Origin of the sequence: Sedimentibacter sp. B4, from assembly GCF_000309315.1 — a bacterium.
Lineage (GTDB): Bacteria > Bacillota > Clostridia > Tissierellales > Sedimentibacteraceae > Sedimentibacter > Sedimentibacter saalensis.
This window is the reverse complement of the sequence record NZ_CANG01000959.1, coordinates 126,893-140,198: the sequence shown is the minus strand read 5'-3', so window position 1 is coordinate 140,198 and position 13,306 is coordinate 126,893. Positions and strand designations below refer to the sequence as shown.

9 protein-coding genes are annotated in these 13,306 nt (G+C 37.7%); 8 read left to right on the top strand and 1 reads right to left on the bottom strand.

Annotated elements, in window-relative coordinates:
• Positions 1-101 precede the first annotated feature (101 nt).
• The 8 genes from BN358_RS20380 (at position 102) to BN358_RS20345 (ending at position 12,235) form a co-directional block, all read left to right on the top strand.
• A complete protein-coding gene (locus BN358_RS20380; RefSeq protein ID WP_019230388.1) occupies positions 102-1,589 on the top strand; it encodes a carbon starvation protein A in 1,488 nt (495 codons plus the stop codon).
• A gap of 308 nt (positions 1,590-1,897) precedes the next feature.
• Positions 1,898-3,430 (top strand): cardiolipin synthase, encoded by a 1,533-nt coding sequence (gene cls, locus BN358_RS20375; protein ID WP_019230387.1) that lies wholly within the window; start codon positions 1,898-1,900, stop codon positions 3,428-3,430.
• 24 nt (positions 3,431-3,454) lie between these two features.
• Positions 3,455-4,024, top strand: a complete 570-nt coding sequence (locus tag BN358_RS20370; protein ID WP_019230386.1) for a chromate transporter — start codon at positions 3,455-3,457, stop codon at positions 4,022-4,024.
• A complete protein-coding gene (locus tag BN358_RS20365; RefSeq protein ID WP_019230385.1) occupies positions 4,021-4,590 on the top strand; it encodes a chromate transporter in 570 nt (189 codons plus the stop codon). Before BN358_RS20370 ends, BN358_RS20365 begins: the two co-directional genes overlap by 4 nt.
• Positions 4,591-4,630: 40 nt before the next feature.
• Entirely contained in the window at positions 4,631-8,125 is a 3,495-nt protein-coding gene (locus BN358_RS20360; RefSeq protein ID WP_019230384.1) for a DNA polymerase III subunit alpha, read from the top strand.
• A gap of 157 nt (positions 8,126-8,282) precedes the next feature.
• Positions 8,283-9,242: a 6-phosphofructokinase gene (gene pfkA, locus BN358_RS20355; RefSeq protein ID WP_019230383.1), complete on the top strand. Its 960-nt coding sequence runs from the start codon at positions 8,283-8,285 to the stop codon at positions 9,240-9,242.
• A 45-nt stretch (positions 9,243-9,287) separates the two neighbouring features.
• Positions 9,288-11,054 carry a pyruvate kinase gene (gene pyk, locus BN358_RS20350; protein ID WP_019230382.1) on the top strand — a complete coding sequence of 589 codons (1,767 nt, stop codon included), beginning with the start codon at positions 9,288-9,290 and terminating at the stop codon, positions 11,052-11,054.
• A 62-nt stretch (positions 11,055-11,116) separates the two neighbouring features.
• Entirely contained in the window at positions 11,117-12,235 is a 1,119-nt protein-coding gene (locus BN358_RS20345) for an AI-2E family transporter (protein ID WP_019230381.1), read from the top strand.
• On the opposite strand, the gene BN358_RS20340 is transcribed toward BN358_RS20345, so the two are convergent.
• On the bottom strand, positions 12,221-13,189 hold the full coding sequence (locus BN358_RS20340; protein WP_019230380.1) for a hypothetical protein: 969 nt from the start codon (positions 13,187-13,189) through the stop codon (positions 12,221-12,223). The genes BN358_RS20345 and BN358_RS20340 overlap by 15 nt on opposite strands.
• Between the last annotated feature and the right edge of the window lie 117 nt (positions 13,190-13,306).

Here is a 13,306-nt window from a genome sequence, read left to right as displayed (position 1 = left end):
TTACCATTAAATACTATAATGAAAAGTTTATATTTCTTTTAGCTTTACAGGAAGTATAATTCCAGAAAACATAATTTTATTATTTAGGGAGGACAATTAATATGGCAACGTTTTTAATCGGAATTATTATTTTGGTTGTTGGCGGTTTTGTTTACGGTAAATACTGTGAAAATGTTTTTGGACCTGATGACAGAGAAACACCAGCAATAGCAAAAGCAGACGGAGTAGACTTCGTCGTAATGAAAAAATGGAAAAATGCACTAATTGAATTACTCAACATCGCAGGTACTGGACCTATATTCGGTGCAATACAAGGTATTCTATTTGGACCTATAGCATTTATTACAATCCCAGTTGGTTGTGTACTTGCAGGATCTATGCATGACTACTTCTCAGGTATGATCTCTATGCGTAACGGTGGAGCTCAAATGCCTAAACTTATTAAAAAGTATTTAGGAAACAATGTTATAAAAGCTTACAACTTCTTCTTATGGATATTGATGTTCCTGGTAGGTGTTGTGTTCGTTTATACACCTGGAGACTTAATTGTAACTCAAGTTTTGGGACAAGAAGCAGCAGTTGCTAACCCAACAGTATGGATTGTATACGGATGTATATTCCTTTACTATCTGATAGCTACATTGTTCCCAATTGATGCGATAATCGGAAGAATTTACCCAATATTCGGCGGATTCCTGATTCTTTCAGCAGTAGGTATTTTTGTAGGAGTTCTTATGGATGGTGGAGCTAACCTTACTAACTTATCATTCTCTTCAAACCCATTTGCACAGCATGCAACAGGACTTCCATTTATACCAACATTCTTCATTACAGTAGCATGCGGTATAATGTCAGGATTCCATGCAACTCAGGCTACTTTGATTTCAAGAACAGTTAAATCAGAAAAAGAAGGTAAAGCTACATTCTTTAACATGATGATTGTTGAAGGATTCATAGCTATGTGCTGGGCAGCTGGTGCTATGGTTATATTCGGTAGAGGAACAGAATTAACTACAGCTCCTACATTGATGGTTGGTCTTGTATCAAGAGGCTTCTTGGGACCAATAGGCGGTATGATTGCAGTTATAGGAGTTATTGTACTTCCAATAACTTCAGGAGATACAGCATTCAGATCATTGAGACTTATGGTTTCTGAACAGTTCAACATTAACCAGAAAGTAGCAAGAAACAGAATAATAACTACAGCATGCTTGTTCGTTCCTGCAGTAGTTGTTCTATTCTATGCAAAATCATCACCTACTGGATTTAATATTCTGTGGAGATACTTCTCATTCACTAACCAGTTCGTAGCTACATTTGCTTTGGCAACAATTGCAGTATATCTGTACATCAACGGCAAAAACTTCCTGGTTGCTTTAATTCCTGGAATGTTCTACTTCTTCGTAACATTGAGCTTCATTTTCCATGCTCCTATCGGTTTGAAACTTGACGAAAGACTTGGACTGGATCCAAAAAGCTATACAGCTTCATTCATTCTTGCAGCAGTATGCTGTTTAGCATATGCATGGTTTGTTAAGAAACATGGCGAAAAAGAAAAAGATCATATTTTACAGGATGTAATTTCTTAAATTTAATCAACAGAAGGATCACCAAATGCGGTGGTCCTTTTTTTTATATACTAGGAAAGTTCTCTTTCCTAGTATATAAAACAGGGATTGCAAAGGGCGGGACGCCCTTGCCGTCAAGGGGGGTGCGGAGTCTAAAACGCGTATGCGTTTTTACGCAGAAGGGGGACATAGGTCCCCCTAGCGGAGTTGCGGAGCAACTTTTATGCCCTAACCCTGTTTACAAAACATATAATTTTTGATACAATTTACTTGAATTTGCTGAGTTATTCTAATGAAATATGGTAAAATACATTTTAAAGGGTGTCATTATGAACAGAGTAATACGATTGTTGTTTAACAGGGTTACGTTGGTAACATTGGCAATTTTGTTTCAGTTGCTCACATTTGCATTAATTATATGGAAGTTCAGCAGTTACTTCGTTTTATTCGATGCTGTTTTTATGATAGTCAGTGTACTTGTTGTTATTTATATATTAAACAGAAGAAGCGACCCGGCTTACAAAATTGCCTGGATTATACCAATCATGCTTTTCCCCATATTTGGAGGAATATTTTATCTCATGGTTGGTGGTAGAGGTTTGTCTTTGCGCAAGAAAAACAACATGCAGGGTATAACAAACCAGCTGAGAAGTTCTCTGAGACAGGATTCAGAAACACTTGAACTTTTGAAAAAAGAAAGCATAAGCGCCTACAATCAGGCAAAATATATAGACAATTACTCGCTGTGTCCTGTTTACAATGATACTGAAACGGAGTTTTATCCATCAGGAGAATTGTTTTACGAACATCTTCTTGAAGAATTAAAGAAGGCTGAAAAATACATTTTTCTTGAATTCTTCATAATAGAAGAAGGAATAATGTGGAATTCGATTTTGGACATACTTGCAGAAAAAGCAAAAAAGGGTGTTGATGTGAGAGTTATTTACGATGATGTGGGTTGTGTTTTCACTCTTCCTTCAGACTATGACAAAAAACTCCAATCAATGGGAATTAAATGCTGTGTATTCAATCCTTTCCTTCCGGTTCTAACATTCAGCCTCAACAACAGGGACCACAGAAAGATTGCTGTCATAGACGGAAAATCAGCCTTTACGGGAGGAGCGAACCTTGCAGATGAATATATCAATGAACGTGAGAAGTACGGACATTGGAGAGACTGTGCCATCAAATTAAAGGGCGAAGCAGTCATGAGCCTGACAGCCATGTTTTTGTCCATGTGGAATTTCCTTGCTAAAACAACAGAAGATTTCAGCAGGTTTAAACCTGAAATTCTTCCTACGGACTCACAGTGCCAAGGCTTTGTTCAGCCTTTTGACGACAGCCCCCTTGATGATGAAAATGTAAGCGAAGCAGTGTACATGAATTTAATAAATCAGGCAAAAAAGTATGTATATATAGAAACTCCGTATCTTATAGCAGACAATAAAATGATGGTGGCTCTTTCAATGGCTGCAAAAAGGGGAGTTGACGTTAGAATTCTTACGCCTCACATACCGGACAAGTGGTATGCCTTTGCAGTCACTCAGTCCAATTACGAAGAACTCATTGAAGCAGGAGTTTCAATCTATGAATACACACCGGGGTTCAACCACGGAAAAACTTTTGTGGTTGATGATGAATATGCAGTGGTCGGGACAATAAATCTTGATTATAGAAGTCTTTACCTTCATTTTGAATGCGGTGTTTGGATGTACGGCACAAAGTGTATAGAGCAGGTGAAACAAAGCACATTGAATGCTTATGATCTTAGCAAGAAAGTAACAATTGAAGAACTTAAAAAGATTTCAAAAATCAGAAGGATTGGAAGAACTGTTCTTAAAATTCTTTCACCTCTGATGTAAAAAATACATAAGGAATGGACAGATATGAAAAAAGACATGAAATTTTATTGGAAGCTATTTTCTTCCACTTTTTCATTAAGCGCGTTCACAATAGGCGGAGGATACGTCATTGTGCCGTTGATGAGGAAGAAGTTTGTTGAAGAGTTGAATTGGATCGAAGAAGAGGAAATGCTAAACCTGGTTGCAATTTCTCAGTCTGCTCCGGGGCCAATTGCAGTCAATACATCCATAATGGTTGGCTACAGGCTCGCAGGGGTTCTTGGTTCATTTGTATCAATACTTGGAACAGTGCTGCCGCCTTTAATAACAATAACGGTTGTTGCTCAGTTTTATGCGGCATTTAAGGAAAACAAAATAGTTAATGCATTGCTTTTGGGTATGAGAGCCGGTGTTGCAGCCGTAATTATAGATGTTATAATAAAGATGGCAAAGGATATTGTAAAGAGCAAGAATAAGGTGTCAATAATGATTATGACAGTAACATTTCTAGCTGCTGTTGTATTTGACATAAATGCTGCACTAATAATAATCTTAAGCGGAGCTTTTGGTGCATTTTATTATCAGATGCTTAAGAAGGGCGGTGATCAGCAATGATATATTTACAAATATTCTGGAGCTTTTTTCAAATAGGATTGTTCAGCATTGGTGGAGGATATGCAGCACTGCCGCTTATTGAACATCAGGTGCTCGAAATTCACAAATGGCTAACGTTAGGAGAATTTGCAGACCTTCTTACAATTTCTCAGATGACCCCCGGACCCATAGCTCTTAATGCATCAACATTTGTTGGTACAAAGGTTGCAGGATTATTAGGAGCAGTCATTGCCACTGTTGGATGTGTTACACCATCCTGCATAATAGTAATTACACTTGCTTATTTTTATTTTAAATATAAAAACTTATCCACCATTCAAGGAATTTTAAAGGGATTAAGACCTGCAGTTGTATCTTTGATTGCTTCTGCCGGTTTGTCCATACTTCTTCTTGCAGTATTTAAAACTGAAGGAGTTACATTAACAACAATGAAACTAAGTGATATTAATTTTATTTCAATTGCCATGGTTGCGGCGGGAGTTGTTGTTCTTCGAAAGTTCAAGATGGATCCCATTAAAGTCATGATTGCAGCAGGAATAGTGGGTATATTCATTTACGGTATATAACTGTCATTGTCTTTCTATAAAGCAATGCGAAGGAGAGTATATGTCAGAAAACAAATTTACACATTTGCACGTCCATACTGAGTTCAGCCTGTTGGACGGCGCATGCAGAATTGAAGAACTTGTTAAGAGAGCAGCAGAGCTTGGCATGGATTCCCTGGCCATTACAGATCACGGATCCATGTACGGTGTTGTGGAGTTTTTCAAACAAGCAAAAAAAGCAGGCATAAAGCCCATACTTGGTTTTGAATCATATGTATCACCCAGAAAGATGACTGACAAGGATCCCCAAAAGGATAAAAATCAGTACCATCTTGTTTTGCTCGCTGAAAATTATACGGGTTATAAAAACATCATAAAGCTTTGTTCTGAAGGCTTTGTGGACGGATACTATTACAAGCCGAGAATCGACCATGAAACTTTAAGGCGTCACAGCCAGGGCGTTATTGCCCTAAGCGCATGTTTGGCGGGAGAAGTTCAGACAAAATTGCTTGAAAATAATTACGAAGATGCTGTGAAGGCAGCTCTTTTGTATAAAGATATATTTGGAGAAAATAATTTTTATCTTGAAATGCAGGACCACGGCATGCAGGAGCAGCAGGCTGTAAACAAGAACCTTCTAAAAATAGCCAATGAAACAGGAATAAAACTTGTTGCCACAAATGACGTGCACTATATAAACAAAGAAGATTCATACTTTCACGATGTTCTTCTCTGCATTCAAATGCAGAAATCAGTAATGGATGAAGACCGCATGAAATTTCCGTCAGATGAATTTTATCTTAAATCATACGAAGAAATGGCACAGATTTTTCCTGAGGATATTTTAAAAAATACTCACGATATAGCCAGAAGATGCAATGTGGAACTTGATTTTGACACGGTACACCTGCCGGAGTTCAATATTCCCGAAGGTTATGAGAAGTCAGAATATTTCAGAGAAATATGTCAGAAAGGCCTGCAGGAAAGATACAAAATTGTGACAGATGACATTCAGAAGCGTCTTGATTATGAAATAGGGATTATAGAACAGATGGGATACGTTGATTACTTTCTCATAGTGTGGGATTTCATCAAGTATGCCAAGGACAACAAAATAATGGTAGGACCAGGCAGAGGCTCTGCAGCAGGAAGTCTGGTTGCCTATTCCATGAAAATAACAAACATCGACCCTCTTAAATACAGCCTTATATTTGAAAGATTCTTGAATCCTGACAGAATAAGTATGCCGGATATAGACGTTGACTTTTGCTATGAAAGACGAGAAGAAGTTATAGAATATGTTAAAAACAAGTATGGCAGCAGCAGGGTGGCCCAGATAATTACATTCGGAACAATGGCCGCAAGAGGAGCAATCAGAGACGTTGGAAGGGCCCTGAACCTATCTTACGGAGAGGTTGACTTCATAGCCAAGAAGATACCAATGGAACTTGGAATGACCATTTCTAAGGCTCTGGAGGTAAACAAGGAATTAAAGGACCTGTACGATGGGGAGACAAAGGTTAATAAGCTCCTGAATGTTGCTCTTAAGGTGGAAGGATTACCAAGGCATGCTTCAACTCATGCAGCAGGAGTTCTCATATCAAGAGAAGATGTTACAGAATATGTTCCTCTGTCAAGAAACAAGGATATAATAACAACTCAGTTTAACATGATAGAACTTGAGGAACTGGGTTTACTTAAGATGGATTTTTTAGGACTCAGGACACTTACTGTCATAAGAGATGCCATAGATTTAATAGAATCAAATCATCACCTGAAGATTGATTTTGCTAACTGCAGCTATGATGACAAAAATGTTTACAAGTTGTTTTCAAATGCGGATACCCTGGGGATATTCCAGTTTGAAAGTTCAGGCATGAGGGCTTTTTTAAGCGAGCTTAAGCCCACGGAATTTGAAAATATAGCAGCTGCGAACGCCTTGTACAGGCCGGGACCTATGGGACAGATTCCCGTATATATAAAAAACAAGATTAATCCGGACAGTGTAAAGTATCTTCACCCAAAACTTGAGCCAATACTTAACGTAACATATGGTTGCATGGTTTACCAGGAACAGGTTATGCAGATAGTAAGGGACATCGGCGGATTTACTATGGGGCGCTCAGATCTTTTGCGAAGAGCCATGGGTAAGAAAAAAATGAGCGTCATGCTTGAAGAACGCCAAAACTTCATATATGGCAAGAAAGCCGAAAACAATGAGCCTGCAATATTAGGAGCAGTAAACAACGGTGTGGATGAAAAATCTGCCAACGACATTTACGACCTTATGGTTGAATTTGCAAAGTATGCTTTCCCAAAAGCCCATTCGGTTGCATATGCAGCTCTTGCATATGAAACAGCATGGCTGAAGTACTATTATCCTGTGGAATTCATGGCAGCTTTAATTTCAAGCATCATGGGAAGTTCAGGCACTGTTTCACTGTACATCAGGGAATGCAAGAGGTTAGGAATAGAAATACTGCCGCCGGATGTCAATGAAAGCCTTGATAAATTTACTGTGAAAAATGGAAAAATCCGTTTCGGACTGGCTGCTGTAAAAAATGTTGGAACAAATGTAATAGCCGATATTGTAAAGGCTAGAGAAACTAAGGGCAAGTTTACAAGCTTTGCTGATTTCTGCACTAAGGTTGACCAGAATGTACTCAATAAAAGGCAGATAGAATCTCTCATAAAGTGCGGCGCGTTTGATTTTCTCGGAGTTTACAGATCACAGCTCATGGCCGTATATGAAAAAACAATTGATTCAATTGTAAATCAGAAAAAAAGAAACATTGAAGGTCAGTTTTCAATGTTTGACGACAATTCATCCTCTGAAATAGACATGTCATTAAATGATGAAATGCCAAATCTTCCGGAATACAATGAAAAAATGCTCTTAGCCATGGAAAAGGAAATGGTTGGAGTTTATTTAAGCGGTCATCCTCTTTCTGAATATGAGGATGAGCTTGACAAAAAAGCTACCACAAACTCCAGCGAAATTGCTGATATAAAGGATCAAGAGGAAGAAAATAAAATCTTAAGAGATGGAAGCCGTGTTGTAATGGGCGGAATAATAATTAAAAAACAAAATAAAATAACAAAGAACAACAATATGATGGCTTTTGTAACACTGGAGGATTTGTACGGAACTTTTGAAGGAATTGTATTTCCAAAGGTTTATGAAAACTGCAAGGATGTTTTGTACGAAGACAGCATAGTCCTCATTGAAGGAACAATAAATGCAGCAGAGGATGATGCACCAAAACTAATATGCAACAAAATTTCTGAGCTTAAAAAAAGTACAACAAATGTTTCTAAACATAAGGAAAATAAATTATACATCAAAGTTAAAGATAAGAATCACTATATGAAAATAAAAAATGAATTATTTACAAATATTAGTAAATACAACGGCAATGATTGTGTTATAATCTACAGTGAACTGGAAAAGGCAAATATGGTTCTCCCAAAAAATTGCTGGATAGATGCAAACAACAAGAATTTAATAAATGATCTGAAGGCATTGCTGGGAGAAACTAACATAGTTCTAAAATAGTAGGGGAGGATCTCGTGTCCTCCCGCGCAGGCGGGCACAAGACCCGCCCCTACAATTGGTAAAAAATAGAAATAACTTTGTCATCAAACTAAATTATATTTAAGAAATAATTCTTAATTCTTAACTCTTAATTCTTAATTACAAACAGGAGGCTTTTATGAAAAAAATCGGAGTACTTACCAGCGGAGGAGATGCGCCTGGAATGAATGCTGCCATAAGGGCAGTAGTAAGATACGGAATTTTCAATAACATAAATGTTGTAGGTATTAAAAACGGATTCAGAGGCCTGGTTGAAGGTGATTCTATGGAGATGAGCCTTTCATCGGTTGCTGACATTATTCATAGAGGAGGAACGGTTCTTGGAAGTGCCAGAAGCAAAGATTTTCAAGAAAAAGAGGGCTTTGAGAGGGCTCTTAAAAATGTGAAATATTTAGGCCTTGACGGAATTGTGACAATAGGAGGAGACGGAACGTTCAAGGGTGCCATGGAGCTTGCAAAGGCTGGAGTACCAACAATTGGGATACCTGGTACAATAGATAATGACCTGGCATATACTCAGTATACTCTTGGTTTTTTCACGGCTCTAACTACTGTGCTTGAATCAGTTGAAAAAATCAGAGACACTTCCTCATCTCACGGGAGAACAAATGTAATTCAGGTTATGGGCAGAAACTGCGGAGACATAGCTTTGTATGCAGGTTTGGCCGGCGGAGCAGAAATGGTTATAATTCCTGAAGTTGATTATAATATTGATGAAGTGTGCGATAAAATTATGCAGGGCAGGGCAAGAGGAAAGAAGCATAGCATAATAATACTGGCAGAAGGTGCCGGAGATGCAAAGGACATAAGTGAATTAATAGAAAAAAAGACAGGTGTGGGTACAAGATATTCTGTTCTCGGATACACTCAAAGAGGAGGCACACCTTCAGCATTTGACAGGCTCATGGGAAGCCAGATGGGTGCCATGGCTGTGGAGCTTCTTACAAGTTCTGTTTCTAACAGGGTGCTTGGAATAAAAGGAAATGAAATATTCCATATGGATATTGAAGAAGCTCTTTCAATGGAAAAGAAATTTGATGATAAGTCATACGAGCTGACAAAAATACTTTCCATATAATATCGGAATGATTTAACAACAATTAGAATAAAAAGGAGTGATAATATGCAGAAATTAAGAAAAACAAAAATTGTATGTACCATAGGACCATCATCCCAGGATGAAAAGTCCTTTAAAGAACTTGTTTTAAATGGATTGAATGTGGCAAGACTCAATTTTTCTCACGGAACCCATGAAGAACACAAGGCAAAAATAGATGTAATAAAAAAAGTGCGTGAAGATCTTGGAACCTGTACTGCAATAATGCTGGACACAAAGGGACCTGAAATAAGAACAAGAGATTTTGAAAACGGCGTTGCTGAACTTGTAAAGGATCAGGAATTCATCCTTACCACAAGGGATACTTTGGGAAATAAAAATATTGCAAGCGTTACATACGATAAGTTTGCCCAGGATGTAAAACCAGGCGATACAGTGCTTATAGATGACGGGCTCATAAGCCTTGAAGTTGTTGAGTCATTAAACGATACTGACTTAAAATGCATTGTAAAAAACGGAGGAACCGTAAAAAACAAAAAAGGAATTAATGTTCCAAACGTTCAGATAAATTTGCCTGCTCTTACTGAAAGAGACATAGACGACATACAGTTTGGTATCGAAAATGGAATTGATTACATAGCAGCATCATTTATTAGAAAGGCAGATGATGTAATAGCCATAAGAAGAATTCTGGAAGACAACTTTGCAGACCACATAATGATTATCTCTAAAATTGAAAACAGGCAGGGTGTGGAGAACATTGATGAAATAATAGAAGTATCAGACGGTATAATGGTAGCAAGGGGAGATTTGGGAGTTGAAATACCTGCAGAGGAGGTTCCTCTGGTTCAGAAAACTCTAATCAAAAAGTGCAACGATGCAGGTAAACCGGTTATTACTGCAACACAAATGCTGGATTCTATGATGCGTAACCCTCGTCCTACAAGAGCTGAGGTTTCAGACGTGGCAACAGCAATATTTGAAGGTTCAGATGCCATAATGCTGTCAGGAGAAACAGCATCAGGAAGCTATCCTACAGAAGCTGTGAAGACAATGTCAAGAATAGCAACAATGATAGAAAACTCGCTGGATTATGATGAAATATTGAAAAATAAAAACATAGCGTTCCAAAACAGCATAACTGATTCCATAAGCTATGCAACATGCAAGACATGTCTGGATCTAAAGGCTTCTGCAATAATTTCAGCAACATCATCAGGTTACACAGCAGCAGCAGTATCCAGGTACAGACCAAAGGCTCCAATTATAGCAGCCACTCAATCTGAGCAGGTAATGAGAAGGATGTCTCTTTACTGGGGAGTATACCCTATTAAAATCGAAAAGCTTAATTCCACTGATGAAATAGTTGAAAAGTCTGTGGATAGAGCACTGGAAATGGGCTACATTGAAAACGGAGACCTGACAATCATAACAGCAGGTGTACCTGTTGGAGTTTCAGGAAGCACAAACCTTTTAAAAGTTCATATAGTAAGCGAAATTCTATACAAGAGAGTGGGAGTTGGAAAAGAAACTATTATTGCAAAGGCAAGAGTAGCTAAGAATGCTTTAGAACTAAGAGATAAGTTTGAAGACGGAGATATTATCGTCATGACTGCAACTGATAAAGATGTGATTGAATATATGTCAAGAGCTTCGGCAATAATAGTTGAAGAAGGCGGCCTTACATCACATGCATTCATTGCAGGACTGAATCTTGGAATTGAAGTAATAGTAGGAGCAGAAGACTGTACAAAAGTTATAAAAGATGGAGAACTTCTTACTGTCAACGGAAGACAGGGCGTTGTTTACAGAGGCCAAGCCAAAATAATGTAAAAGGAGATAGTACCATCGAAAAATATAAAAGCATAGTAAAATTATCACTGCCCATAATGTTTATGGCTCTGATAATTTTGCTGATTGTTTTTAATCCAGGCGCTTTCAGCTGGATTATAGATTCATTCAAACCAATTATTTATGCCCTTATAATTGCGTATCTTCTTGATTCAGTTGTAGAATTTTTCATGAAGAAGCTCAAGGTAAGAAGGGCACAGGGAATTTTTCTTGCCTGCATAATTTTAATAGGTCTTATAAGTACTCTTGTATACAAGGTTGTACCCCAGATAGTTGAAAATATTAACAACATAGTAAATTTTATAATGGATGGAAATGTGGATGTTGTTCAGATAGTTACAGATTTGAAAGACAGAATCAATCACCCATATGTTGTATACGTTACGGATTATATCCTTGAAGCAAGCGAATCAGTGAAGGAACTCATGAATGATTTGCTTCTCAGAGTATCAAACATGCTTATGAGGCTGGTAACCAACATAGGTTCAAGTGCATTTACTGTTGTAACAAGCTTCATCATAAATATATACATGCTTTCTGAAAAAGAAGACATTCTTGCAAGAGGAAGAAGATTCATATATGCTTATTTTAATCAGCACAAAGCAAGAAAGACTCTTGAAGCTTTCAGCCGTGGAAATAAAATTTTTAAAAGCTTTTTAAACGGCAAATTGCTTGATTCAGCAATTGTTGGAGTTATATGCGTAGTAGTGTTTTACATATTCAAAGTGCCATATGCTCCGCTCATGGGAACGATTATAGGGGTATTCAACATCATTCCTTATTTTGGCCCCATAATAGGATCGGTTCCTGTTGTAATTGTTTCATTTTTCGTGGATCCCCCAAAGGCTGTCTATGCTCTTATTATAATAATAGTTATACAGCAGCTTGACGCAAACATTCTTGATCCTAAAATAGTTGGAAACAATGTGGGTGTAAGCCCTTTCTGGATAATCACATCAGTTACTTTGGGAGGAAATTTGTTCGGCATTCCTGGAATGATTTTGGGAGTTCCTGTTGTGGTTTTAATTAAGACCATCATAGAGGAAGCAGTGGACATGAGACTTATAGAAAAAGGAATATGTGACATAGAAAAAGAAAAAATGAGAGATAATAAAAATAAAAACCTGCCAAAGCAGGTTTTTTATTTGTTAATCATCAAGTGAAGTTGATCTTGGCCTGCAGCCACCGCCTGCTCCGCCTACAGAGTTCTCGTCGATTTGACGTGGGAACAATCTTGGGAATGTCGGGCAAATAGAAGCCTGCTCTGGTGATAATTGTACAAATCCTGTTGAAAGTACACATAACTGAACAGGAACAACTATTTTCTTTTCGCAGGAAACGCAAAGAGAGATAATCAAGTTGATTGACAATTCACCAGTTCTTGGGTCAAGAGTAAAGTCTCTTTGAATGCTGTTAGTTGCAAGTCTTACTATGCATGACAAGTTGCAGAATTCAGTAAATCTTGGCAGGAATGCTGTGTCTTGCACTGAAGGTACGCAAATTTCAAAGAAGTTAGTCAATACTAAAGGATTACATTTTGGTGCTATTTCAACAACTGCTGTGAGTGTTATTATGCTTTCATTGTCTGAATTGCAAGGTGAAACAACTAAATCAATTTCTACTTCAACACAGCCTGTTATTTCAATGTTCTGAGTTCCGAATACTGGAGTTCCCAGTTCTTCTTCATCACAGAATTGAGTGTCAGCGAATACTAATTTTTCGCTTAATGTTCCGTCTGGTCCTATTACTTTATAGTCGCAGCCATCTTCTTTCTTAACAAACTGTCCGCCTGATAATTGAGTGTTTGGATTGATTTTCAAATTGCAGTCGTCATTGATGTTGTCAGGATTGAAGAATTTTCTGCATCTGATATCAGCAATTCTGATTATATTTGTTCCGCATCCTAGGTTTGGTTCGAAAACTGTATCCGGAGCTGTTTTTAATCCTTGCAGATTAAAAAGCACTGCATCGTAAACTTTTTGTACATATATTGGTTCAGTTACCACATTTCTCAATGTACCATCCCAATCACAACCTGATTGACCTGTACAGCATCTATCTGCAATACCGCCAATGCCTGCAACGGAATTATTGTTATTATTGTTTGAGCATTTCATGCTTATATTACCTCCTCATATTTTACTGTTGCTTTACTTCAATATATTCTAAATGGCTACAGTTGTTACAACCATCCAAACTTAAAAATATTTCTGACGGATTGTTTTTTATTGAAT

Coding starts and splice junctions, on each gene's coding strand:
- BN358_RS20340 (WP_019230380.1), bottom strand. CDS start 13,189: ATGAAATGCTCAAACAATAATAACAATAATTCCGTTGCAGGCATTGGC.
- BN358_RS20360 (WP_019230384.1), top strand. CDS start 4,631: ATGTCAGAAAACAAATTTACACATTTGCACGTCCATACTGAGTTCAGC.
- BN358_RS20365 (WP_019230385.1), top strand. CDS start 4,021: ATGATATATTTACAAATATTCTGGAGCTTTTTTCAAATAGGATTGTTC.
- BN358_RS20380 (WP_019230388.1), top strand. CDS start 102: ATGGCAACGTTTTTAATCGGAATTATTATTTTGGTTGTTGGCGGTTTT.
- cls (WP_019230387.1), top strand. CDS start 1,898: ATGAACAGAGTAATACGATTGTTGTTTAACAGGGTTACGTTGGTAACA.
- BN358_RS20345 (WP_019230381.1), top strand. CDS start 11,117: ATGGCTCTGATAATTTTGCTGATTGTTTTTAATCCAGGCGCTTTCAGC.
- BN358_RS20370 (WP_019230386.1), top strand. CDS start 3,455: ATGAAAAAAGACATGAAATTTTATTGGAAGCTATTTTCTTCCACTTTT.
- pfkA (WP_019230383.1), top strand. CDS start 8,283: ATGAAAAAAATCGGAGTACTTACCAGCGGAGGAGATGCGCCTGGAATG.
- pyk (WP_019230382.1), top strand. CDS start 9,288: ATGCAGAAATTAAGAAAAACAAAAATTGTATGTACCATAGGACCATCA.